The organism is Cylindrospermum sp. FACHB-282, from assembly GCF_014697195.1.
In the GTDB taxonomy this organism is placed as follows: Bacteria; Cyanobacteriota; Cyanobacteriia; order Cyanobacteriales; family Nostocaceae; genus Cylindrospermum.
Window position 1 is genome coordinate 77,090 of record NZ_JACJRJ010000015.1, and the last position, 23,544, is coordinate 100,633.

Annotated in this window: 21 protein-coding genes; 16 read left to right on the forward strand and 5 right to left on the reverse strand. The window is 41.6% G+C overall.

Going from position 1 to position 23,544, the window contains the following annotated elements; all coding sequences use genetic code 11:
* The first annotated feature begins 90 nt into the window (after positions 1–90).
* The 8 genes from H6G32_RS10235 to H6G32_RS10270 all read left to right on the forward strand — a co-directional run bounded on the left by H6G32_RS10235 (position 91) and on the right by H6G32_RS10270 (position 9,740).
* Entirely contained in the window at positions 91–2,475 is a 2,385-nt protein-coding gene (locus H6G32_RS10235) for an ATP-dependent helicase (RefSeq protein WP_190457750.1), read from the forward strand.
* 182 nt (positions 2,476–2,657) lie between these two features.
* Positions 2,658–3,347, forward strand: a complete 690-nt coding sequence (locus H6G32_RS10240) for a hypothetical protein (RefSeq protein ID WP_190457752.1) — start codon at positions 2,658–2,660, stop codon at positions 3,345–3,347.
* Positions 3,348–3,421: 74 nt separating this feature from the next.
* Positions 3,422–3,619 carry a 50S ribosomal protein L35 gene (rpmI, locus tag H6G32_RS10245; RefSeq protein ID WP_190457754.1) on the forward strand — a complete coding sequence of 66 codons (198 nt, stop codon included), beginning with the start codon at positions 3,422–3,424 and terminating at the stop codon, positions 3,617–3,619.
* A gap of 32 nt (positions 3,620–3,651) precedes the next feature.
* Positions 3,652–4,008 (forward strand): 50S ribosomal protein L20, encoded by a 357-nt coding sequence (gene rplT / locus H6G32_RS10250; protein WP_190457756.1) that lies wholly within the window; start codon positions 3,652–3,654, stop codon positions 4,006–4,008.
* 12 nt (positions 4,009–4,020) lie between these two features.
* Entirely contained in the window at positions 4,021–4,845 is an 825-nt protein-coding gene (locus H6G32_RS10255) for a transporter substrate-binding domain-containing protein (protein WP_190457758.1), read from the forward strand.
* A 206-nt stretch (positions 4,846–5,051) separates the two neighbouring features.
* Complete coding sequence (locus tag H6G32_RS10260) at positions 5,052–5,573, forward strand: tetratricopeptide repeat protein (protein ID WP_190457760.1); 522 nt, start codon at positions 5,052–5,054, stop codon at positions 5,571–5,573.
* Positions 5,574–5,681: 108 nt separating this feature from the next.
* Positions 5,682–7,664 carry a primary-amine oxidase gene (locus tag H6G32_RS10265; protein ID WP_190457762.1) on the forward strand — a complete coding sequence of 661 codons (1,983 nt, stop codon included), beginning with the start codon at positions 5,682–5,684 and terminating at the stop codon, positions 7,662–7,664.
* Positions 7,665–8,249: 585 nt separating this feature from the next.
* Positions 8,250–9,740 carry a catalase gene (locus H6G32_RS10270; protein WP_190457765.1) on the forward strand — a complete coding sequence of 497 codons (1,491 nt, stop codon included), beginning with the start codon at positions 8,250–8,252 and terminating at the stop codon, positions 9,738–9,740.
* Positions 9,741–9,790: 50 nt separating this feature from the next.
* Here the strand turns inward: H6G32_RS10270 and H6G32_RS10275 are convergent, their stop codons facing one another.
* The 3 genes from H6G32_RS10275 to H6G32_RS10285 all read right to left on the reverse strand — a co-directional run bounded on the left by H6G32_RS10275 (position 9,791) and on the right by H6G32_RS10285 (position 11,863).
* Positions 9,791–11,029: an RNA-guided endonuclease InsQ/TnpB family protein gene (locus tag H6G32_RS10275; RefSeq protein WP_190457766.1), complete on the reverse strand. Its 1,239-nt coding sequence runs from the start codon at positions 11,027–11,029 to the stop codon at positions 9,791–9,793.
* Between the two features lie 245 nt (positions 11,030–11,274).
* The gene (locus tag H6G32_RS10280) at positions 11,275–11,625 is read right to left on the reverse strand and encodes a type II toxin-antitoxin system RelE family toxin (protein ID WP_190457768.1); all 351 of its coding nucleotides are present in this window, start codon (positions 11,623–11,625) and stop codon (positions 11,275–11,277) included.
* Positions 11,600–11,863, reverse strand: a complete 264-nt coding sequence (locus H6G32_RS10285; protein WP_190457770.1) for a type II toxin-antitoxin system Phd/YefM family antitoxin — start codon at positions 11,861–11,863, stop codon at positions 11,600–11,602. Before H6G32_RS10285 ends, H6G32_RS10280 begins: the two co-directional genes overlap by 26 nt.
* Before the next feature lie 330 nt (positions 11,864–12,193).
* Between H6G32_RS10285 and bchB the strand changes: the two genes are divergently transcribed.
* From bchB to H6G32_RS10320, 7 genes are all read left to right on the forward strand, one after another.
* Positions 12,194–13,720: a ferredoxin:protochlorophyllide reductase (ATP-dependent) subunit B gene (gene bchB, locus H6G32_RS10290; RefSeq protein ID WP_190457772.1), complete on the forward strand. Its 1,527-nt coding sequence runs from the start codon at positions 12,194–12,196 to the stop codon at positions 13,718–13,720.
* A gap of 102 nt (positions 13,721–13,822) precedes the next feature.
* A complete protein-coding gene (locus H6G32_RS10295; protein WP_190457774.1) occupies positions 13,823–14,527 on the forward strand; it encodes a ribonuclease III family protein in 705 nt (234 codons plus the stop codon).
* Between the two features lie 95 nt (positions 14,528–14,622).
* On the forward strand, positions 14,623–14,874 hold the full coding sequence (locus tag H6G32_RS10300) for a DUF4926 domain-containing protein (protein ID WP_190457777.1): 252 nt from the start codon (positions 14,623–14,625) through the stop codon (positions 14,872–14,874).
* Between the two features lie 36 nt (positions 14,875–14,910).
* Positions 14,911–15,198, forward strand: coding sequence for a type II toxin-antitoxin system Phd/YefM family antitoxin (locus H6G32_RS10305; RefSeq protein ID WP_190457779.1), 288 nt, complete (start codon positions 14,911–14,913; stop codon positions 15,196–15,198).
* 19 nt (positions 15,199–15,217) lie between these two features.
* A complete protein-coding gene (locus H6G32_RS10310; RefSeq protein WP_190457827.1) occupies positions 15,218–15,517 on the forward strand; it encodes a hypothetical protein in 300 nt (99 codons plus the stop codon).
* 1,149 nt (positions 15,518–16,666) lie between these two features.
* The gene (locus tag H6G32_RS10315) at positions 16,667–19,795 is read left to right on the forward strand and encodes a plasmid replication protein, CyRepA1 family (protein WP_190457781.1); all 3,129 of its coding nucleotides are present in this window, start codon (positions 16,667–16,669) and stop codon (positions 19,793–19,795) included.
* A gap of 309 nt (positions 19,796–20,104) precedes the next feature.
* The gene (locus H6G32_RS10320; protein WP_190457783.1) at positions 20,105–20,458 is read left to right on the forward strand and encodes a hypothetical protein; all 354 of its coding nucleotides are present in this window, start codon (positions 20,105–20,107) and stop codon (positions 20,456–20,458) included.
* 120 nt (positions 20,459–20,578) lie between these two features.
* Here the strand turns inward: H6G32_RS10320 and H6G32_RS10325 are convergent, their stop codons facing one another.
* A complete protein-coding gene (locus H6G32_RS10325; RefSeq protein WP_190457785.1) occupies positions 20,579–21,307 on the reverse strand; it encodes a M15 family metallopeptidase in 729 nt (242 codons plus the stop codon).
* A gap of 385 nt (positions 21,308–21,692) precedes the next feature.
* Between H6G32_RS10325 and H6G32_RS10330 the strand changes: the two genes are divergently transcribed.
* On the forward strand, positions 21,693–23,303 hold the full coding sequence (locus tag H6G32_RS10330) for a tetratricopeptide repeat protein (RefSeq protein WP_190457787.1): 1,611 nt from the start codon (positions 21,693–21,695) through the stop codon (positions 23,301–23,303).
* Between the two features lie 5 nt (positions 23,304–23,308).
* Here the strand turns inward: H6G32_RS10330 and H6G32_RS26455 are convergent, their stop codons facing one another.
* Positions 23,309–23,500: a hypothetical protein gene (locus H6G32_RS26455; RefSeq protein ID WP_199328063.1), complete on the reverse strand. Its 192-nt coding sequence runs from the start codon at positions 23,498–23,500 to the stop codon at positions 23,309–23,311.
* Positions 23,501–23,544 lie beyond the last annotated feature (44 nt).

Consider the following 23,544-nt stretch of genomic DNA (forward strand, 5'->3'; position numbering starts at 1 on the left):
AAGATTTTTCACCACAGATAAACAAAGAAAATAACCGAAGATTATTCATATCTGCGGTTTAGGAATTACGTTTAAAATCTAAAATTCTCTATGTCAGACCCGAAAATTACCGCTCTTATCCCTCCAGAATCTCTCCACTTAGAATTATCTCAGCAATCGCGGGTTTCTGTGCTGCGGGAGAAGATTGACGCAATTCGCCAACTCTTGCGTCCTGGACAAAGGCAGATGGCTGATTGGCAATCTGGTCCTCTGGCTATTTCTGCCGTTCCTGGTGCTGGTAAATCAAAGGGCATGGCAGATGCAGCAGCAATTGCCATAGCCCGTCAGTATGAAAATTCCCGGAGAAATTCCCAAACTCAGCTGGTGGTTGTCACCTTTACACGCTCCGCTGCTGCCAATATTAAAGCAAAAATCCGCGAAACCTTACGAGATAAATTATCTTTACCGCAAACAGGTTTTGTTGTCTATACCCTCCATGGTCTAGCATTAAACATTGCCAGCCGCCATCCAGACTTATCCCGGTTGCAGTTAGAAAATGTCACCTTAATCACTCCCAACCAAAGCCACCGCTTGATTAGAAATGCTGTAGAACAATGGATTGCTCAGAATCCGGAGCCTTATTCTCGGCTGTTGGCTGGTAATCAATTTGATGGTGAAGAGACAGAAGGACTACGTCGTCAGTCGGTGCTACGGACAGAAGTATTGCCAGATTTGGCTTATACCGTGATTCATGAAGCCAAAAGTTCTGATACATCGCCAGAAAAACTCCGGGAGTGGAGTCAGCAAACCACAGATGAATATGGAATTTTAAGGGTAGCCGCGGGGTTGTATGAAGAATATCAAAATTTAATGAGCTCCCGTGACTTCATCGACTACGACGACATGATTGTGGCCGCTTTGCGAGTACTCAAAAATGATCACGCCCGCCGTATTGAACAAAACCAAGTTTTCGCCGTCTTTGAAGACGAAGCCCAAGATTCTAGCCCTCTTCAGACGAAATTGTTAAAAATATTGGCTTGTAATGGGGGAGATGGGGATAATTTTGATGATTTCTCACTCAATTTAGTGCGAGTTGGTGATCCCAATCAGGCAATTAACTCGACTTTTACACCGGCTGATCCGATTTATTTTCGGGAATTTTGTCAAAAGTGCGATCGCCATCAACTATTGGCAACAATGGATCAAGCAGGGCGCAGTACAAGAATTATCATTGAAGCGGCTAACTTTGCTCTTCTCTGTGTGAATAGTCTGCCATCAGTCGCCACAAATAACAGACAAAAGCCTTTTGAACTCCAGAAAATTTGTCCTGTTGACCCTGATGACCCTCAAAAAAATGCTAACCCAGACCAAGTAGGACGGGGGCTAGAACTTTACACTCCCCGCGATATCCATCACACAGTTGAGTTACTGGGACACAGAGTAGTAGAGTTATTTACTCAAAATCCTGAGTCTTGTGCAGCGGTTTTAGTTAGGGAAAATCGCCAAGGAAGATGGCTAGCCCAGAATCTTGCACCTGTATGCAAAGAGCATAAAATCAGACTTTTTGATGTGGAAGAAAGCGAACGTCGTTCTCGTGTTCCCCAAGAGATTTTAGTATTACTGCAATTTTGCTCTCGCCCCCACTCCCCCGATTATCTCAAAGCCGCCCTAGAGGTATTGGTACAGCGCCAATTAATTCCCACCCAAGACCTAAACACCCTCGCCAGTCTACCAGAAGAATTTTTATATCCTGGGCCCCTAGCACCAACCCAACTAGAGCCAGTCGAAACAGCCGCCCGCTTATGTCGTAGTTTACTCCGCGCCTGCTTAGAACTGCCCCTATCTCAGATGATTTTCTTCCTCGCCTTGGCATTAAAGTACGAACAGGCAGAATTAGCAACCGCCGACAAACTCGCAGAACGGGTAAATCAACAAATAGCTGGTAATAGTTCCATGGGGGCGATGCTGTCGGCTTTGAGTGAAATCGTCAGTTCCGAACGCTTTGAACCAGTGGACACAGAAGACTCAGAAGCGCGTTACACCCGTGCCGGTCAACTGACAATTATTACCATGCACAAAGCCAAAGGGCTGGATTGGGACTATGTTTTTCTGCCATTTCTCCACGAAAACTTAATTCCTGGTAGGTTTTGGGTTCCTCCCCAAAGCCAGTTTTTAGGTGACTTTACTTTATCAGAAGTAGCCCGCGCCCAAATTCGCGCTGCTCTCCACCACAATGGATCTAACATCCCCAATGTTACCCAAGCTTGGGAACAAGCAAAGCATCTAAAAACCGCTGAAGAGTACCGTTTACTTTACGTGGCCATGACTAGAGCAAAGCGGCTGTTGTGGATGTCGGCTGCCCAAAAAGCGCCCTTTACTTGGAGTAAACCAGAAAATTTGCAAGATCAAGCCCCTTGTCCCGTTTTTCCAGCATTAAAGCGCCAGTTTCCTGAATATGTGGTTAATCCTGCAATTTATAAACACGTTCAAACCTAAAAACTTTTTGGGTTTTTAACTAGCATTTTTATAGGATTACTCGGTAAGCGTAAAACTCAGACACTTTTCAGATCCCCGACTTCTCTAAGAAGTCGGGGATCTTGTTATTCCTATGTTGGGAGGACTGGAAACAGCTTTCTGAATACAGCGTCAGATTAACTATTATGTTCCAGGTGTAAGAGATGAAATTCTTTCCTCAAAGCGTTGTTTTAACTCTGGCATTAAGCAGCTTACTAGCTTGTGGACTCAGCATCACTAGCAACAAAACTGGTGTGGCGCTTCCCAGGGCAGAACAGATGCAATTGTCCCAAAATAGCCAAAACACACTGCCAAAAGCTATTTCTAGGGCAGTGCTACAGGATGCTGCTAAGGTTTCTGGGGTAGGAATTGCTAATTTAACCATTACTCAAGTTACATCCGAGACCTTTGGTAATCCCTGCATTTTCAATTTTGGGGAAATTTGCACTAAGGAATATAACCCCATCGAGGGCTGGGTAGTAGTTGTCAAGGTGAAGGATCAATCCTGGACTTATCATGTGGATAAATCCGGCTCGCAAATCGTTTTAGATCCCAAAGTCACTGTATCTAGTACTAACCAATTGCCAAAGGCAATCGCCAAAGCAGTTTTGACCGATGCCTCAAAGCGTTCTGGAGTACCAAGTAATGCTTTAAAAATCACTGAAGCTACACAAAAAACCTTCAGTAATCCCTGCGTTTTTGGCTTTGGTGAAATTTGCACCCAGATATTCGACCCCGTGGAAGGCTGGGAAGTAATTGTGAAGGTTAAGCAGCAATCTTGGACTTACCATGTAAATCAATCTGGCTCGCAAATTGTTTTAGACCCCAAAGTCAGCGCGACTCTTAGCCAATAAATTTGTGTCTTCAGCCATGTTTGTCGAAATCTCATAGTATATAATGATGGATCGTGTTGAATTAAAGCCAAACCATGCCTAAACTCAAGACCCGTAAAGCAGCTGCGAAGCGATTCCGTGCCACCGGCACCGGTAAAATTGTGCGTCGCAAAGCCTTCAAAAGCCACCTTCTAGAGCACAAGTCTTCTAACAAAAAGCGCGGTTTACGCCAAACCGGCCTTGTACATGAAACTGACGCAGACAACGTGCGCTTGATGCTGCCATATTTGTAAATTTTTCAGGAATTAAGTTAGGAAATTAAGTTATGACCCGGGTAAAACGCGGTAATGTAGCTCGTAAACGCCGCAATAAAGTTCTCAAACTAGCTAAAGGGTTTCGTGGTTCTCACTCAACTCTGTTTAGAACCGCTAACCAACAGGTAATGAAGGCCCTACGGAGTGCCTATCGCGATCGCAAAAAGAAGAAGCGCGATTTCCGTCGTCTCTGGATCACCCGGATCAACGCAGCTTCCAGACAGCATGGCTTGAGTTACAGCCAGTTGATCGGCAACTTGAAAAAAGCTGATATCCAACTAAATCGCAAGATGTTGGCACAATTGGCAGTCCTCGATCCCGCTAGCTTCGGCAAAGTCGCTGAATTAGCAAGTCAATATAAAGGATAAAGGTGGCAACGGATGAATAAAAGATGTAACAGATGGTCAGGAATTAATCGGTTACATCTGATATTGTCCGCTACCCTTATTTTGTGTTTGTACTTCCTCTTGCTGGGGAGAGGATGGATTGCATCTGCCGCCCAAATGCCAGAAATTCAACGGCAGGGCTATATAACAATGGCCGTTAAGGATAACTTACGCCCTTTGGGATTTAGAGATGCTAAGGGCAATTTACAAGGCTTAGAGATTGATTTGGCAAAGCGCTTGGCAGTTGACTTGCTAGGCTTTGCCGATGCTGTCAAGTTGCAACCAGTAGCCAATGGCGATCGCCTCTCTGTGGTTTTAGACAAAAAAGTTGATTTGGCGATCGCCAGAGTTACAGCAACCGAGTCCCGCTCCCGCTTAGTTAATTTCAGTGTTCCTTACTACTTTGATGGCACAAGCTTAGTTACAAAGGATACTGCAATTAACCAGTTAAAGGATTTGGCTAACCGGAAAATTGCTGTACTCAACAACTCCAGCACTATTGCCCAAATTCGATATTTTATACCGAAGGCTGAATTGGTGGGAGTGAATTCCTACACCCAAGGGCGAGAGCTAATCGAAAGCAACAGCGCCGATGCATTTGCCGCCGATACTAGCGTTCTGAGTGGTTGGGTGCAAGAATATCCCCAATATCGCCTACTGCCAACCAACCTATCAACCTTTCCCTTGTCTGTAGTCATGCCCAAGGGATTGCAGTACGATGAGTTAAGACGACGGGTGAATAATGCGATCGCTGGTTACATCGAATCCGGCTGGCTCAAAGAACGCGCCCAATATTGGGGATTAGTCAATGGTCAATAGTCATTGGTCATTAGTTATTGGTGAGCCAGTGCGCAGAACCGTCTTGTTTCCACGCCACGTGCTTTAAGCCGGGGAACCCGTCCAACGCAGTGGCTCCCCATGAGCAACTGGCGAACCCGAAGGGTCATTAGTCGAGTAAAACAACTGACAAAAATCTGATCATAAAAATAGAAGCACCTTTTATTTGTATTTTGTATTCGTAGGCAATGGATAAAAATTTAGCGGTTGTTTATCTTTCAATTTTCGTCGCCATACTCACATTTGCAGGTGTGATTGTTTTCCGCGAAATATTTAAAACTCGTAAGCTTGAAAGCTCTTTGTCACGGTTGCGAAAAAAGCTGGATAAAGACAAAGGCACGGCTCAAGAATATTATGAGTTAGCCAGTATTTATTCTGAAAAAAAAGTATTTGCCCAGGCAATCCCACTGTTTCAAAAAGCTATTAAAGCAGCGGTCGAAGAAGGAGAAGAAATTGCCCCCATTTACAATGGTTTGGGTTATACTTACTTTGCCCAAGAGCAATATGATCTAGCTATTCGTCAATACAAAGAAGCCATCAAACATAAACCCGACTACGTAACAGCACTGAATAATCTTGGTCACGCTTACGAGCGGAAAAAATTAAATGCTCCGGCGCTAGAAATGTATGAAGAAGCGCTCAAATTAGACCCCAATAACGCCATTGCTAAACGTCGTGCTGAATCTTTGCGCCGTTTGGTTATTGGGTAATAGCTGATACTGTGGGCAATTTATTGAAGAATTAGTCACTTAATCATACGGTTTCTGAGCCATAGCTAGGAAATAGATAATTACACATTGTTGTAAAAATCTAAAGTGATGACTAAGAGGCTGAGACTGTTTTTTGCGCTAGCTATTGCCATCATTGTTTTAATTTCTATCTCACTTCGATTGATGGGATTAGTGTCTGCTCAACAGCCTATTATTTCCCATCCTTTGACTTCCTTAACAGAGGCAGAAATTAGTACGGCTGTTGCGGTAGTCAAAAAACAAAATACCTTGAGCGAAACGGCAGCTTTCCCCATTATTGCCTTACAAGAACCAGATAAAAAAGAAGTTCTAAATTTTACACCAGGTAAACCGTTTACACGCCAGGTTTTTCTGGTAATCTATGAGCGATCACAAAATAAAACTTTTGAGGGAATTGTTGATCTAAAAACCAAAACCTTAAGTTATTGGCAACAGATCCCTAATGCTCAACCCGCTTTACTCCCTCTAGACTATCAATTGGCAGGGGAGGTAGTCAAATCTCATCCCCAATGGCAAAAAGCCATGGAAAAGCGGGAAATTACAGATTTCGATCAAGTTCAAATCAGTTGCTGGGCGCCGGGAATCCTGAGTCAACAAGAAGAAACCGCAGGTAATCGTCTGTGTCGCGCCTTATCTTACTATAAAGGCAAACGCTGGAATTATTACGGTAGTCCCATCGAAGGCGTTTTAGCAACAGTGGATTTGAACAAGGGTAAAATCGCCAGTTTTGTAGATAACGGTGTAGTTCCTTTTTCTCAAGAAAACTGGGACTATGATATTCAGTCTTTAGGCAAATTACTTTCACCACTAAAAGCATTAACAATTCTCCAACCTCAAGGGAAAAGCTTTCAAATTAACGGTAATGAAATTAGCTGGCAAGGTTGGCAATTTCGTTATTTAATCCATCCCCGTGATGGCTTGGTGTTGTACTTAGTGAATTACAACAACGGAGACAAAAACCGACCAATTCTTTACCGCGCCGGCTTATCAGAAATGGTAGTACCTTATGGCGATCCCGCGGCTAACTGGACATTTAGAAATGCCTTTGATGTTGGGGAATACAGCCTTGGGTTGTTAGCAAACAAAATGGAATTAGGTAAAGAAATTCCAGAAAATGGCGTTTTACTCGATGCAGTGTTTGCTAATAGTGACGGTGAACCCTACACAATGCCAAACGTTATTGGCATCTACGAGAGAGATAACGGCATCCTCTGGAAGCATTATGAATTAAACACCCAGCGTAATGATGTGCGTCGTAGTCGTGAATTAGTCATCAAGATGACAGCAGCAATTGACAACTATGATTACGGCATCAATTGGATTTTTCACCAAGATGGCACTTTAGAAGTTGAGAATGAGTTAACGGGTATTGTATTGACACAGGGAACAACGGCTGAAAAACAGTCTGATGATAATTCCTATGGTCGGTTAATTGCCAAAAATATCTTTGGGGTAAATCACCAGCACTTTTTTAATTATCGCCTAGATATGGATGTAGATGGTCAGGCGAATTCTGTGATGGAAATGAATGTCAAAGCCTTACCCATCAACGAGAAAAACCCTTTAGGAAATGCCATTGTAGTAGAAGAAACCCCACTAGCAACAGAAACCGCTGCTGTTCGCGATTTGGACATGAAACAGAGTCGAGAATGGATGATTGCCAGTGCAGATGAAAAGAACGCTTTAGGGATGGCGCCTGGATATATGCTAATGCCAGGAGGGAATTCCATATTTTATCCAGTTGAAGGAGCGAAAATCCGCCAAAAAGCTGAATTTGCCACTCATCATCTTTGGGTAACAAAATACAAACCCAGCGAACTCTATGCAGGTGGTGATTATCCCAACCAAACCAAAGCCGGACAAGGGTTACCAAAATACATCGCCGATAACGAGTCTTTAACGGGTGAAGATGTCGTTTTGTGGTACACAATGGGCATGACTCATATTCCCCGTCCAGAAGATTGGCCCGTAATGCCAACACACCGCATAGGGTTTAAGCTTATGCCTAGAGGTTTCTTTCCCCGTAACCCAGCAATTAATTTATCCGAATAAACTAACCTAGGACTTACTTCCTTTGGAAATTCATCCTAATTTTGGGCTTTTTTAATGGTGTTCTGATGCGTCAGGGGATGCATCCTACCCCTAGCGTGGGTTCCCTATGGTGTTCTGATGCGTCTCTTTACGCATCCTACCCGTAGGGTGGGTTCCCTAACCTACGGATTAAGATTTTTAATGAATAACACTAGTGGTCTAGCAAGACAACTTTGCTGGGTTTGTAGTCAGCGCTGAAGCGCTCAAGGCAAGGACTAAAGTCCTGACTACGAACTTATTCACCCATCAAAGTTAGTGTGGCGCACCACTAGATTCCATATTTAGCATTTTTTGTCAATGCATAAGTCCGCTACTAAATGGATTGATTGCCATGGCCCATCGCGCCAAATTAGCTGTTTGACGAATTCCCTCACCTGCTCCCATACAAAACAAGTTTGTTGCATATCATAGTCATATCGATTATGCTCTATCTACGTAGTCGATATGACTATGATTTAATTTGCTTGATAAATGAGCGCCCGTATCTCACCTGCCCAAAGTACACTTTTGGCAATCTAAGTCACTTAATGGAGAGCTTCTTTACCCATGACTGAACCTCAAAAATTGACAACTGCTGACGGTATCCCCGTTGCTGATAACCAGAACTCACTCACCGCTGGAGCGCGTGGCCCTGTATTAATGCAGGATTTCCATCTCATGGAAAAGCTGGCTCATTTCAACCGAGAACGAATCCCTGAGCGGGTTGTCCATGCCAAAGGTGCGGCGGCTTTCGGTACTTTTACTGTTACTAATGATATTAGCCGCTACACTAAAGCCAAACTTTTTTCAGAGATTGGTAAAAAAACAGAAGTCCTGCTTCGCTGTTCTACGGTTGGAGGAGAAAAGGGTTCAGCAGATGCCGAGCGTGACCCTAGAGGCTTTGCCCTCAAGTTTTACACTGAAGAAGGCAACTGGGATATTGCAGGCAACAATACCCCTGTTTTCTTTATTCGCGACCCGCTGAAGTTTCCTGATTTCGTCCATACCCAAAAGCGTAATCCTCAAACCAATTGCAAAGACCATAATGCAGTGTGGGATTTCTGGTCACTCAGTCCTGAATCACTCCACCAAGTGACGATTTTGTTTTCAGATCGGGGAATTCCCAAAACCTATCGACACATGGACGGTTTTGGTAGCCACACCTTCAGTTTGATTAATGCTCAAGGGGAAAGAGTTTGGTGCAAATTTCACTTCAAGACGCTGCAAGGACATCAAACCTTAACCAATGAGGAATCGTCTAAGATTAAGGGAGAAGACCCCGACCATGCAACTCGTGATTTGTTTAATGCGATCGCTCAAAAAGATTATCCCAAATGGCGGATGTGTCTTCAGGTGATGACAGAAGAGCAAGCCGCAAAACATCCAGACAACCCCTTTGATTTAACAAAAGTTTGGAAGCAAAAAGAATATCCCTTAATCGAAGTCGGAATTTTAGAGCTAAATCGCAACCCTGAGAATTATTTCGCCGAAGTTGAGCAAGCCGCTTTTAGCCCTAGCGCAGTAGTTCCCGGCATTAGTTTCTCTCCAGACAAAGTTCTTCAAGCCCGCCTCTTTTCTTACCCAGATGCTCAACGGTATCGCTTGGGTGGTAACTATCAGCAACTACCCGTCAATCAGCCCAAATGTCCAGTCATACATAACCAGCGAGATGGCTTAATGGCATTAGGAAACAATGGCGGTAGCGCTCTCAACTATGAACCGAATAGTGCTGAGGGTACGCCCAAAGAAACTTCATCTTATGCAGAGCCACCCCTACATCTAGGTGATGTTGCCATTGATCGTTACAATCATCGTCCAGGAAACGACGATTACACCCAGGCTGGTGATCTCTATCGGTTACTAAATCCTGAGCAACAAGAGCGTCTGGTTAAAAACATTATCGGCAGTCTCGGTCAAGCAAGGCAAGATATCCAAATGCGTCAAATTTGCCACTTTTTCCGGGCAGATGTTTCCTATGGTCGTCGTGTAGCTGAGGGGTTAGGGATTTCAATTGATCCTTCAATGCTTCCTGCTACTGGTAAATCTGTAGCTGTCTAGAAGTTTGACATACTCCCCGGCGTGAACGCACGGGGATTCTAATTCATAGTTCACAGAAATCCGCTTGCTATATCAAGTTTCCTATCAATAGTATTGGTGGTTTTCTCCCTATGCTTTCCCTCTTGCGAGGCAGATCCCTTTTGCCCAAAGGTACTGTTGCTCTGCCATTCAAATCCTAATATCTTCATACCTTTCTTCAGGATATTAATCGCCGCATTCGTATCACGGCATATTTCAACCCCACAGGATGAGCATGAATGAGTTCTGGTGCTAAGTGATTTTTTTACTCTATGTCCACAATGGCTACAGTCCTGAGATGTGTAGTTAGGCGATACCGCTACTACTGCTTTATCCCAGATTTTTCCGTAGTAGTCTAGCCATTGAGTGAACTGATACCAACTAGCGTCAGAAATAGACTTAGCCAAATGGTGATTTTTGACCATGTTCGCAATCTTCAAATCCTCATAGACAATCACATCGTTAGAGTGAACTACGCATCGGGCTTGCTTTATAGCCCAATCTTTACGCTGTCTTTGGATTTTAAGATGAACTCTACCTAATCGTTTCCGCGACCTGTGATAATTGATTGACTGAGGTTTTTTACCTTTAACAAACTTTTTACTCAACCGCTTCTGAGCTTTTTTAAGTCGACCTTCTGACTTTTTCAGAAATTGGGGATAAATTACAGCATTATCATTTTGGTCTTTGGTGAAATATTTTAACCCCAAGTCCAATCCAACAACGTTACCAGTGAATTCCCCAACTTCCTTGCGGTCAGTATCAAAACAGAATTGAGCGTGATAGCCATCTGCTCTTCTGACTACTCGTACACGGTTAATCTTAAGTCTGTGAAGGTCAAGGCGTGTTTCGTTATTGCAGAATAAAGACAAAGAGCCAACTTGAAATCCATCAGTGAAATTGATGCTCATGCAATCATCTGAAAGTTTCCATCCCGAAACTTTGTACTCTACAGAACGACAATGTTTTTGAAATTTCGGATAACCTTTATTTTTTTCCTGCTTTTTGCAACGCTTATAGAAACTAGAGATAGCAGCCCAAGCTCTTTCGGCACTGGCTTGACGCGCAGCAGAGTTTAACTTCAAAGCAAAGTCGAATTCGGCTGCTAAGTCTTTGCACAGCTTATATAAGTCAGCTTTACCAACCCCTTGATTATCCATCCAATAGCGAACTGCTTTATTTCTAATAAATTGGGCAGCGCGAATGGCATCATCAAGAGCTTGGTATTGCTCCTTAGTCCCCTTTAGTAGCTTCGCTTCTCTTACTATCATCTGTATATTTTATCATGGAATATTGCAGATAAAATAATATTATAGAATATAAAGCCGTCCTAGAAGGACGGGGCTTTAGACCCAATTTTTCGGTAAACTACCCAACGCTGGACTGAGTGCAGTTACGGCGTTGGCTTCTGGTTTCACTAGCCGTAAAACTCGTGTGTGGTAGGGGTTACATCTTTTCATCTTGGGAAAGTGACAGAAGAGGAATATGCCCAGCTACTTAACAATAGGTTACCCACTTATTCCTCTAACAATTTCTGCAACAAAGTATAAATATCCGCTCTATCGCCCTCTTTTCGCAGTCCCACACCAACGACTAAAACCAGCACTTGATCAAGTTCTACTTGATAAATAATCCGGTAGCGTTGACCCACAGCCCTCACACTGCGATAACCCTTAAGCTTGTTAACTAAAGGTTTTCCTTGCTTTTCTGGATCTGTCTTCAGCTTGTCGATGCGTAAGCTTAAAGCTTGCTGTTGACGTTGATCTTTGATATCTGCCAACATCTCTAATGCTAGAGGTGTTAACCGAATTTCAAACTCTACATTACCTGGTTGCGGTGTATCAGAGTCCAAGTTTAGCTTTTGCATCCTTCCAGCTAATGGATTCTCCCCGTTTTCCTTGGGCTATACTCTCCTGTAGCTTATAGGCAAAATCCCGATCAGATAATGTTGCTAGGGTTTCTAACAAAGATTCATACTGCTCAAAGCTAATTGCTGCCATCACCGGTTTACCATGCTTAGTGATGATTACTGGCTCATCCTTTAACCCATCCGGTAAATCTAACAGCTGTCGTCGAGCTTCCGTAATGGTGAGGTACTTTGGCATATCAATAAGTGTACATTTTAGTGTACACTTATTATATCATTTCGCTCTATTTTTGCGGTTGACCGTGACTGCTGAAAACGCAACCGACTAGGGAAATAGAGATTGGTAAACAAATTTATGGGAATATTAAGATTTTTTTACAAAAACAACATAAATGTTGTTTAAATAGATAGCCGCATCCCCAGCAGTAACTAGGTTTCAGCCACATCGCCTCCTCTACAACCCGCAACAAACCTTATTTTTTCCTAGCCAGTAGGTTTGAGAAAATCAGAAACGATTTAATTAATCAAGCACTTATAGTTATTTCAGTTGAGAAGGGAGAACACAAACATGAAATTAGCTTACTGGATGTATGCAGGGCCAGCCCACATCGGCACTTTGCGGATTGCTAGTTCATTTAAAAACGTACATGCAATCATGCACGCTCCCATTGGCGATGACTACTTTAACGTCATGCGCTCCATGTTATCGCGGGAGAGAAACTTTACCCCGGTGACAACCAGCGTCGTTGACCGCAACGTTTTGGCCCGTGGTTCCCAAGAAAAGGTGGTAGATAACATCACCCGCAAAGATGCCGAGGAACACCCAGATTTGATTGTTTTAACTCCCACCTGCACTTCCAGCATTTTGCAAGAGGACTTGCACAACTTTGTCGAACGGGCGCAGCTGGAAGCGAAAGGGGACGTAATGCTAGCGGATGTGAACCACTACCGCTACAACGAACTACAAGCCGCCGATCGCACTTTACATCAAATTGTCCAATACTACATTGAGAAAGCCCGGAAGCGGGGGGAACTACCAGAAGGTAAAACCGAAAAGCCTTCCGTTAACATCATTGGTACTTCCACCCTCGGTTTTCACAACAATCACGACTGCACCGAACTCAAACGGCTAATGGCTGATTTGGGGATTGAGGTAAATACTTTAATTCCTGAAGGTGCTTCGGTGAACGATTTGAAGAAAATGCCGAAAGCTTGGTTTAACTTGATTCCTTACCGTGAACTCGGTTTAGCCACAGCCCAGTACTTACAAGAGCAATTTGGCACACCTTATATAGATATTACCCCGATGGGTGTGGTTGAAACAGCCCGTTGTATTCGCAAGATTCAGCAGGTGGTTAACGCCCAAGGTGCGGAAGTTGACTATGAAGAGTTCATCAATGAGCAAACTCTCCACGTATCTCAAGCGGCTTGGTTCTCTCGTTCTATCGACTGTCAGAACTTGACTGGTAAGAAAGCGGTGGTATTTGGGGATAATACCCATGCTGCGGCCATGACCAAGATTTTAGCGCGGGAAATGGGGATTCATGTTGTTTGGGCTGGGACTTACTGCAAATATGATGCTGACTGGTTCCGCGAACAGGTGAGCGAATATTGCGACGAAGTGCTGATTACAGATGATCATGGCGCAATTGGGGATGCGATCGCCCGCGTTGAACCCTCCGCCATCTTCGGTACCCAAATGGAACGCCACGTTGGTAAGCGTTTGGACATTCCCTGCGGCGTCATTGCAGCACCAATCCACGTGCAAAACTTCCCCATTGGTTACAAACCATTTATGGGTTACGAAGGCACAAATCAAATCACAGATTTAATCTACAATTCCTTCACTTTAGGAATGGAAGATCACCTCTTAGAAATCTTTGGTGGACACGACACCAAGGAAGTAATTAGTAGAGGAATTTCTGCTGATTCTGATTTGAATTGGAGCAAAGATGGTCAAGCAGAACTCAACAAAATCCCTGGTTTTGTGCGCGGTAAAGTGAAGCGCAACACTGAAAAGTTTGCCCGTGAGCGTGGGTTTAAGGAAATTACAACTGAGGTATTGTACGCTGCGAAGGAATCAGTCGGTGCGTAGATTTACGGTTAACTATTAGCTTTAAGCAGATTATGATATAAGAGTACTCTTTTTTGAGCTACTCTTATTTTTTTATTGTGTTTAAACCATATATAAAAGTCTATGAATGACAGAGAGTTAAGCCAATGGATTCAAATCAAATTTGGTATTGTTCCACAGGAATTAAGCAAATATAGAAGAGCAATTACCACTAGACAATATGAAGTTCTGGAATTTTTTGGAGATTCGATACTAGGGTTTTTAGTATCCGAATATTTAATAAAACATTATTCTGTAGATCAACCAGGATGGTTTACTCAAGTTAGGTCTCAACTTGTAGAAGACAAAAATTTAGCTCTTATAGCTCAACAAATCAACCTCAGTTCAATAGTAATTATTCCGAGTACAAGCATTAGACAACAAATTACTGACAGAGTACTAGCTGATATTTTAGAAGCATTAATAGGAGCAATTTATCTAGATCAAGGACTAGATAAATGTAGAGAAATTGTCTCTAAATTACTGGATTTTAATAAAATCAGGAATCCCTACACAACAAATAATTATAACCATGTAGAAACAAGTAGTCTAAATATAGAAAATCCTATTTCTACATTACAAGAATTGCTAGCCAAATACGGAATTTCTCCACCAGACTATTTTGATATAGAACAAAAGGGTCAAGCTCATACACCAATATTTACTATCAGAGCTAGTTGTAACTTTAGAGGAAAATATTTAAAAGCAGATGGAATTGGTCGTTCAAAAAAAGAAGCCAAGAAAGACGCTTCAGAAAAGCTACTTTTGCTAGTATTAAAATGTCAATAAAACCATACAGAATTAGCCAGTAGGTTGGGTTGAACAAAGTGAAACCCAACATTTAGATATAATGCTTAACTGATAGGTCACAGGAGAATTAAACAATGACAACAGCTAGCTTATTTCAGTGGGTAGAACTGAAGCAGGATGTTCCTAACAGCCTTGTAAAAGCTGGCAATAGGGGAGTTGTGTTAGATCATGTAAATCCTACCAAAACTCAGCCAGAGCCAGGATATATTCTAGAAGTTTTTCAAGATAGTGAAAGTCTAGATGTTGTTTCTGTCCCTATCTCCTGGGTTAACCCTCTACCTGAAGCCTGGGGAAGTGCAGAACATGATACAAGACAGACAGCTTAAAGCAAAATCAACCGCAGCATTAGGAAAAATCCCACCATGTCCCACCAGACAAACTTGACTGATGCTCGTAACAACCTATCTGAACTCTGCGAACAAGTAATTACAGATAGAGAAGTGGTGATTATTACCCGACAAGACGGTGAAAACGTCGCCCTAATTGCTGCTGATGAACTAGATAGTTTATTGGAAACAACTTATTTACTTCGCTCACCTAAAAATGCAGCACGTCTGTTAACTGCTTTAGAAAGAGGAAAATCTAGAACTTTAAAACCGCAAAATATCAACGAATTATGTCAGGAGTTGGGAATTGACGAAGAAGGATAAAGCAGAAAAAATCAAACTCATGGCTGATTATGGATGTTATCCGCTATGGTGGGCAAGTTCTGATAAAGTTGGAAATATTGACCCGGAAATATTGCCATTAAGTAAAGAAACTATTACCCGTTTAGAAAAATGGGAAGAAATTTTTAATGCAAAATTGAACTGGGAAGATCCTGCTAACTCACCAGGTTTCAGTGCTGAAGAAGAAGCGGCTTTTGAGGAAGAAGGAATTAGTCTTTGGAAGCAACTGCAAAAAGAACTTGCACCTAATTATGAAATTCTTTATTTCAGTGAGTCATTACGCAAAGTTGTAAATCATTAAAAATATTAATTCGTGCGTTAGGGAACGCACCCTAGAGGATTGAGATTTATAAACTAATGAAAAATCAAGGTTTTTAACCCACGGAGGTGGGTTTTGTTTGTGTAGCCGCGATTTGCAATCGCCCATTTAATTAATAAAAATTGAAAATATTAATTCGTGCGTTAGGGAACGCACCCTACAGGATTGAGGTTTATCAACTAATGAAAAATTCGAGGTTTTTAACCCACGGAGGTGGGTTTTGTCTGTGTAGACGCGATTTCTAATCGCCCATTTAATTAATAAAAATTGAAAATATTAATTCGTGCGTTAGGGAACCCACCCTACAGGATTGAGGTTTATCAACTAATGAAAAATTCGAGGTTTTTAACCCACGGAGGTGGGTTTTGTCTGTGTAGACGCGATTTCTAATCGCCCATTTAATTAATAAAAATTGAAAATATTAATTCGTGCGTTAGGGAACCCACCCTACAGGATTGAGGTTTATCAACTAATGAAAAATTCGAGGTTTTTAACCCACGGAGGTGGGTTTTGTTTGTGTAGACGCGATTTCTAATCGCCCATTTAATTAATAAAAATTGAAAATATTAATTCGTGCGTTAGGGAACGCACCCTACAGGAATTTCTCTCTTCCCTTCGTGTCCTTCGCGTTCTTTGTGGTTTGTTAAAAAAATAATCAACGAAGCGAGAAAACCCAAAATGCTATCTAGTTTTAGGTGAATCGACAACGAAGCATTGAAAAGATGTGGACAATAACACAATCTTGAGGATACTTTATTATCTCAGATTAAAATCAGACCAGCGATATATATTTGTAATACTTCTAAAAAGTTTTAGTTATTTTTGTTACATTTGTCCAGATGGCTATTACACCTTGACAAAATCTGCTGTTTAAAGCTAGCAGTACATTTCTACTATTTACTAAAAGATAAAAATACTGATAAATAAAACTTTATAGCGCATAAATATTACAATAGGAACCTATCACATCCGCCATTCAACAGCCGAAATAACCTATTTGTGTGTTAACCGAAGTATATCACACAACGATGTAACAAAAGCATCATGCCAATATGACCAATTTTTTATTAAAAAATCAGAAAATGCGTGCTAAGGTTTTAACTTCATTGTCTTCCCTTAGCGCCTCAGCCCATGCATCTGCATTATTTACACCCCCAACACCTTGAAGAATTAGTCAAGAGTAGTGGTATAGATTTACACTTGAGCCAACTTAATTTTAAATCGCTCCAAGGGGCAAATGCCTATGAATACTTGCTGATTTCTGAACAACTCCCCCGCACCAACACCGGAATGGTGAAAAGTGGGTGGTTGCAGCGTTATGCTCATATTACAGAAGGTGGTTGGTGGTGTTCTGGACTAGACCCCCTAAATAATTGGCAAATGATGGAATGGGGATGCTTTAAGCCAAGCCAACCCCGACAAAATCAAAATGGCAAATCTATTAAATACGAACATCCTCCCAGCACACCAACACGGGTGTTTTGTCTGCGGGTAACGCTGCAAATTTGGCAGCAAATCGCCCAACGTTACAATTTAGCCATACCTGAAAATATCACCGTTTCTGCTGATGGGGAAGCGGAAGGTTTTTGGCAATGGGTGATGGAAAATAACATCGCCCTCATCATCTGCGAGGGTGTGAAAAAAGCGGCAACACTGTTAACACAAGGATATGCAGCAATTGCTATTCCGGGAATTACCAGCGGTTACCGAGTTGTTAAAGATGAATTTGGCAAAATTACCCGTCGTCAACTGATACCTGATTTAGCTGTTTTCGCTATAACAAACCGCAGCTTTTATATCTGCTTTGATTTTGAAACTCAAGCTAAGAAAATTGCCGCCGTCAATAATGCCATTTCCCAACTGGGTTGTTTATTCCAGCAGAAAAGTTGCCCTGTGAAAGTTATTGAACTTCCAGGGATGGAAAAAGGTGTTGATGAATTTATTGTTAGCAAAGGGGCAAGTAGTTTTGAAAAAATCTATCGCCAAAGTGTTGATTTAGAAGTTTACCTTGCCCAAACTAAACCCCATAATGAGTTAACTATTCCCGCTGCGCTTACCGTCAACTGTGCTTATTTAGAAGAGATTCGTTTCCCTACATCTGGATTAGTGGGAGTTAAATCAGCAAAAGGAACAGGTAAAACTACAGGACTGCAAACTGTTGTTAAGCAAGCGAAAAGCAGAAATCAGCCAGTTTTATTAATTACTCACAGAATTCTGTTGGGGCGATTTTTGTGTGAAAAGATTGGGATTAATTGGGGGATAGGTAAAGAACAATGGTTTTTGGAAGATGAACCCACATTACCGATTACAAAATTTCAATTACCCATTACAAAATCTTTTGGTTTGTGCGTTGATTCGATTTGGAGACTTAACCCAGAAGATTGGCATGGGGCGATAGTTATTTTAGATGAAGTTGAGCAATCTTTGTGGCATTTACTGAATAGTGAGACTTGTAAACAAAAGCGTGTCAAAATTCTCAGGGTATTTCAACAACTTATTTCTACAGTTTTGACAACTGGGGGGTTAGTAATTGCCCAAGATGCTGATTTATCAGATGTTTCTTTGGAATATTTGCAGGGTTTAGCAGGAATTAAATTAACGCCTTGGGTACTTGTTAATCAGTGGAAACCTGAGCAAGGTTGGGATGTGACGTTTTATGATTCACCGAACCCAACGCCGCTAATTCATCAATTGGAATTGGATTTACTTGCAGGACGCAAATGTTATGTAACTACCGATAGTCGCACTGGAAGGTATAGTTGTGAAACTATCGAAGGTTATTTAAAGGAGCGTTTACAAAAGTTGCGGCGGCAGTTTCCTAATACTCTGGTAGTTAGTAGCCACACTACTAATACACCTGGTCATGCTGCGGTTGATTTTATAGCAGCTATTAATCAAAAAATTACTGAATATGATACTGTTTTTGTTACGCCTAGCTTAGGTACGGGTATTAGTATTGATGTCCAACATTTTGACCGGGTTTATGGGATTTTTCAAGGGGTAATTTCTGACTCAGAAGCACGTCAAGCTTTAGCCAGAGTGCGGGATGATGTGCCGCGTGTTGTCTGGTGTGCTAAACGCGGTATTGGTTTAATTGGTAGTGGTAGTACAAATTATCGCTTGTTGTCTTATTGGTATCAAGAAAATCAAAAAGAAAATTTAGCTTTGCTCAGTCCTCTACATAAAATAGATGTGGATTTACCTTTAGTTTATGACCCAATTCATTTAAGAACTTGGGCAAAGTTATCAGCGAGAGTAAATGCTTCTATTCGCCTTTACCGTCAATCAATGCAAGATGGTTTAATTACTGATGGGCATCAAATTTGGATGCGGAGTAATGCTGTTCACAATAATATTATTAGAGATTTACGTCTGGCGTTTTTTGCGGCAGACCCCCAAGATGTAGCAACCCGCAAAAGGTTAATATTAGAAATTGTCAAAGTCCAGAAAGATTGGTCAGAAAATCGTCAAAAAGCTAAAGAAATTAAACGCAAAATTAAAGATATTAAGCAGCAAAATCAATTAGCGGCGGCGACTGCTGTGGCTCAGGCTAGGGATATTGATTATGTGGAATATGAGCAGTTTTTAGCTAAACATTCTCTCAGTGATGGAGAACGCAATCAAATTAATAAATATATTTTGAGACAACGGTATGGCGTTGAAGTTACTCCTTTGCTGAAGTTGCAGGATGATAAAAGATATTATGGACAATTGTTAACCCACTATTATCTGACTCATGAAAGTGAGTATTTTTATGTTAGAGATCAGCAAGAATGGCATCAGCAATTGTCTTGGGGTGATGGTAAGGTTTTTCTGCCAGATTTAAAAACTTATACTCTGAAGGTTGAGGCAATGATAGCATTGGGAATGCTGCAATTTTTGGAGTTGGGCAGAGTATTTAAGGAAGAGGATGCTGATTTAATTTGGCTGAAAAATGCTGCTGTTCAGAGTAGTAAACACATTAAAAGGGCGCTGGGAATTGATTTGGTAAGGGGTAAGGAAAGTGTTTCGGGTATTAAAATTCTCAGCCGATTGTTAAGTTTGTTGGGTTTGAAGCTGAAGCAGGTAAATGAGGTTTATAAAATTGATTCAGAAACTCTTGATGATGGTAGGGAAAAGATATTTGGAGTTTGGCATCAACGAGATGAGTTGATGTTGGCTCATCTGAAGGATATTAGTGATTTAGAATTGAAGTTTGGGCGACTTGAAGGGCGACTTGAAGTCGCGGCTACACAGGCAAAACCCGCCTATGCGGGTTAAAGATGTTGTACTTGATTTTTGTCAGGAATTGAAGTTTGGGCGACTTGAAGCGACTAGAAGTCGCGGCTACACAGGCAAAACCCGCCTACGCGGGTTAAAGATGTTGTACTTTATTATTAGTGCCAGAAAGTGAATTTTAGGTGATAAAATTGTAGGTTGGGTAAAGCGCAGGATGGTTACTCAGTACCAACAGGATTTTTGTTGGGTTTCGTTCCTCAACCCAACCTACGCGACTAAATTTTAAGTAAAAAAATCATAGGAAATTGGTATAATCTCTTATCAATTTTTTACTAGGCTTAAGAAAGCCAAATGAATGAACAAGATACAGCTATTGATAAATTAAAAAAATGTGATCCAATCAGTCTTCAGCCCGTAGATTTTTATGGCAGTTTCACAGTAAAAGATGCTTGTGAAGTTTGGCAGGAAGTTCCACAAGGTGAAGAAGTTTGGGTTAAGATGGAAGTCACATTGAAGGAGGGTAATAACTCTGTTCAGGATGCAGTTATAGTTGTTAAACAAGTATTTTATCAATCACAAGGAAGGTATTTTGCCCCTAGCCTTAACGGGTGGCTAGGCTGGGTTTATCCTAATGTTTGGGTTAGAGCTATAATCCTTTTCACTGATGGACGAGATCCATCGGAAATTAAAAAGACTTTCCCCTAATAAATATCATAAATTCTTGGGAAGCAAATTGTAGGGAGAAGGAGAAAGCTTATGGTTTAAAAAATGGTTTGCCAACAATAAGTAGCATAACTTATATTTGTTGGCAGTTGATATTAAGACCTAATTGCTGGCACGAGGAATTGCGCTAAATGATGCATCAATTACTGGGAATTTTTCCCAACCTGATGCATCAAAGTGCCACCATTCTGTTGGTAGTCCGACAAATCCATATTTCTGCATGGCGTCTTGTAGTAATTGCCGATTTTTTCGAGATTCGGGAGTGCCACCGTTATAGTTTCTATTGGAAGCTGGGGTAAAGGTATCAAATTCACTAGGCATTTTTAATTCTTTACCTTTACTATCTACCAGTGTCAAATCTACTGCTGCACCGCGATTATGTCGAGAACCTCTGCTAGGATTAGCAATATAGTTTTCATTTGGTAGCATTTTCCACATTAGTTTTTGTATTGACAATGGTCTGTAGCAATCGTAGACTTTTAATCCTAGTTTATTTTTAGTTAATTCTTCTTGAACTTGTGAGAGCTTTTTGGCAACTAGGTTTCGCAATATGCATCTGGTGTCTGTATATAGCTTTTTTTTCAAAAAGTTGTTGGGTGTGGCATAGCGGATATCAAGGACAATTTTTTTGTTGATTGATTGGATATCAACTAGCTGAGAGTTATCTGGTGTTATGGCTGCTGGTGAGTAGCTGGAATAAATGACTAAGTCAGAAGTGGTTTTAGGATTTAGCTGCGGATTTGTGCTGGCTAATGTAACCTGATGGTAGGTAAGATTGAAGAAGAGTGTGAATATGATCAATGTTATAAATTTTAACCAAGGATATTTCATTGCTTATGCCTGGATAATTTTGATGGCTGAAGGTGTAATCTCTCTTGACACTAGTGGTTTAAATTAGGACTTACGCATTGACAAAAAATGGTAAATATGATCATCGATTTTATTGATTGAACGTTCTATAGATTGTGCGTTAGGGAACGCACACTACGGTTAGGATGGGTAAAGAGATGCATCAAAAAAGCCTGAAAAGTGGGGAGGTTTGTACAGGAAAGTAAGTCTTATAAATTATGATATCCATTTGAGAGCCGATCTGAAAACTAGGGATAAACAAAAATTGATGAAAATCAAGGATATTTACCGCATTTCTCAATATTTATCCTCTGTGTTTTGCTAACGGATGAGTAATCACCATAAACTCATAACCCAAATAAGTTATATGAATGCTGAATATTTTTTAAGTCAGGGATTAAATCAAGATTTGCAAGGGGATTATTTAGGGGCGATCGCCAATTATAATGAGGCATTACGGCTAAATCCGGGTCTGTCTTTGGTTTACTACCATCGGGGTCAAGCTTACTTTGCTTTGTCTGAGTATGACAAGGCGATCGCAGATTATCACCAAGCTATCGAACATCAATTAACTCAAAATATCAATTTTGACCTGGCTAAAGCTTACCACAACCGGGCTTTAGCGCGTTTTGATGGGGGTGATCATCCAGGGTCAATTGCAGATTTCCATGAAGCTTTGCAGTGGTATCCTAATTTTGTCGCAGTTTACAGCAATCGCGGGAATATTCTCTATATTTTAGGGAAATATGAGGAAGCGATCGCTAATCATCACCAAGCAATCCAGCTAGATCCTAACCTACCAGAGGCTTTCCATAACCGGGGTAATGCTTACTACGCTCTAGCAGATTATCAAAGGGCGATCGCCGATTACAACCGTGCATTAGCAATTAACCCCAATTTTGGGGAAGCTTACTATAACCGGGGTTTAGTTCTGGCTCACCTCCAAGACTATCATGGAGCTATTGCAGACTTTAACGCCGCCCTGAAATTAAATCCTGATGATGTGCAAGCATACTATGAGCGGGGTTTGGTTTACAGCACCTTGGGAAATTATCAACAAGCAATCAGCGATTATAACCAAGCGTTGCAAGAAAATCCCACCCTAGCTGTAGTTTACGGCTTTCGGGCGAATGCGCGTCACCGACTCTTAGATTATCAAGGTGCAATTGAAGATAGCAACCGACTATTGCAACTTAATCCTAATTTAGCTGAGGGATATTGCGATCGCGCGGCGGCTCGTCGTTCTCTCGGAGACTATCAAAGCGCAATTAAAGATTATAATCGGGCATTGCAGATTAATCCTAACTTAGCCGTTGCCTATTATGGGCGAGGAATTGTCCGCGAAGCCTTGCAAGATTTCCCCGGTGCAATTGAAGATAACACCCAAGCCATAGAAATTGCCCCTAACTTTGCTCCAGCATACTGCAATCGGGGTAATTCTCGCCGCTTGCTAGGAGATGAACAAGGAGCAATTGCCGATTATAGCCAAGCATTGCAGATTAATCCCGATTTGATAGAAGCTTATTACAACCGGGGTTCTACCCGCTATGCTTTAGAAGAATATGAAAGTGCGATCGCAGATTTCACCCAAGCATTGCAGATTAATCCTGACTCAGCCCCATTTTATAGCGATCGCGCAAATGCTCACTATGCCCTAGAAGAATATCAACAAGCAATAGAAGATTACAATCAAGCACTTGCCCTTGATCCAAGTCTAGCTGAAGACTGGTTTAACCGGGGTCGTAGCCGTTCTTTATTGGGAAACTTAGAAGGAGCGTTAACAGACCTAAATCAAGCCTTGCAGCTACAACCTGACTGGGCTACAGCCTACATTGTGCGGGCAGATGTCCACCGGAATTTAGGAAGTGAGCAAAATGCGCTCCTAGATTTTCAGCAAGCCGCCGAACTCTATCACCAACAAGGAAATACACAGTATTACCGCCAAATTCTCAACCTCATCGCAGAACTTCAGGAATAGCGAGATCATCCTGAATAAGAAATATGGGTAAGGTGTTTTTCTCCACCTTCACCTAACACCCAGCGATAAGTTGTGAAGAACCGAGGCCAATTACCTGCACCGTCACCAAAATATTCTGCTGCAACTTTCTCCTCCAAAACAGTTAGATCAATTGTCTCATCATCAAGCTCTTTAGTAACTTCCTCAATTATGACCAATCTTTGATCCTTCAATCTTTGAACATTGAGTTCAAGTGTTTCAA

What these genes read in the sequence shown, in the direction of transcription:
- H6G32_RS10235 (WP_190457750.1), top strand. Translation starts at nt 91, where the DNA reads ATGTCAGACCCGAAAATTACCGCTCTTATCCCTCCAGAATCTCTCCAC.
- H6G32_RS10240 (WP_190457752.1), top strand. Translation starts at nt 2,658, where the DNA reads ATGAAATTCTTTCCTCAAAGCGTTGTTTTAACTCTGGCATTAAGCAGC.
- rpmI (WP_190457754.1), top strand. Translation starts at nt 3,422, where the DNA reads ATGCCTAAACTCAAGACCCGTAAAGCAGCTGCGAAGCGATTCCGTGCC.
- rplT (WP_190457756.1), top strand. Translation starts at nt 3,652, where the DNA reads ATGACCCGGGTAAAACGCGGTAATGTAGCTCGTAAACGCCGCAATAAA.
- H6G32_RS10255 (WP_190457758.1), top strand. Translation starts at nt 4,021, where the DNA reads ATGAATAAAAGATGTAACAGATGGTCAGGAATTAATCGGTTACATCTG.
- H6G32_RS10260 (WP_190457760.1), top strand. Translation starts at nt 5,052, where the DNA reads ATGGATAAAAATTTAGCGGTTGTTTATCTTTCAATTTTCGTCGCCATA.
- H6G32_RS10265 (WP_190457762.1), top strand. Translation starts at nt 5,682, where the DNA reads ATGACTAAGAGGCTGAGACTGTTTTTTGCGCTAGCTATTGCCATCATT.
- H6G32_RS10270 (WP_190457765.1), top strand. Translation starts at nt 8,250, where the DNA reads ATGACTGAACCTCAAAAATTGACAACTGCTGACGGTATCCCCGTTGCT.
- H6G32_RS10275 (WP_190457766.1), bottom strand. Translation starts at nt 11,029, where the DNA reads ATGATAGTAAGAGAAGCGAAGCTACTAAAGGGGACTAAGGAGCAATAC.
- H6G32_RS10280 (WP_190457768.1), bottom strand. Translation starts at nt 11,625, where the DNA reads ATGCAAAAGCTAAACTTGGACTCTGATACACCGCAACCAGGTAATGTA.
- H6G32_RS10285 (WP_190457770.1), bottom strand. Translation starts at nt 11,863, where the DNA reads ATGCCAAAGTACCTCACCATTACGGAAGCTCGACGACAGCTGTTAGAT.
- bchB (WP_190457772.1), top strand. Translation starts at nt 12,194, where the DNA reads ATGAAATTAGCTTACTGGATGTATGCAGGGCCAGCCCACATCGGCACT.
- H6G32_RS10295 (WP_190457774.1), top strand. Translation starts at nt 13,823, where the DNA reads ATGAATGACAGAGAGTTAAGCCAATGGATTCAAATCAAATTTGGTATT.
- H6G32_RS10300 (WP_190457777.1), top strand. Translation starts at nt 14,623, where the DNA reads ATGACAACAGCTAGCTTATTTCAGTGGGTAGAACTGAAGCAGGATGTT.
- H6G32_RS10305 (WP_190457779.1), top strand. Translation starts at nt 14,911, where the DNA reads ATGTCCCACCAGACAAACTTGACTGATGCTCGTAACAACCTATCTGAA.
- H6G32_RS10310 (WP_190457827.1), top strand. Translation starts at nt 15,218, where the DNA reads ATGGCTGATTATGGATGTTATCCGCTATGGTGGGCAAGTTCTGATAAA.
- H6G32_RS10315 (WP_190457781.1), top strand. Translation starts at nt 16,667, where the DNA reads ATGCATCTGCATTATTTACACCCCCAACACCTTGAAGAATTAGTCAAG.
- H6G32_RS10320 (WP_190457783.1), top strand. Translation starts at nt 20,105, where the DNA reads ATGAATGAACAAGATACAGCTATTGATAAATTAAAAAAATGTGATCCA.
- H6G32_RS10325 (WP_190457785.1), bottom strand. Translation starts at nt 21,307, where the DNA reads ATGAAATATCCTTGGTTAAAATTTATAACATTGATCATATTCACACTC.
- H6G32_RS10330 (WP_190457787.1), top strand. Translation starts at nt 21,693, where the DNA reads ATGAATGCTGAATATTTTTTAAGTCAGGGATTAAATCAAGATTTGCAA.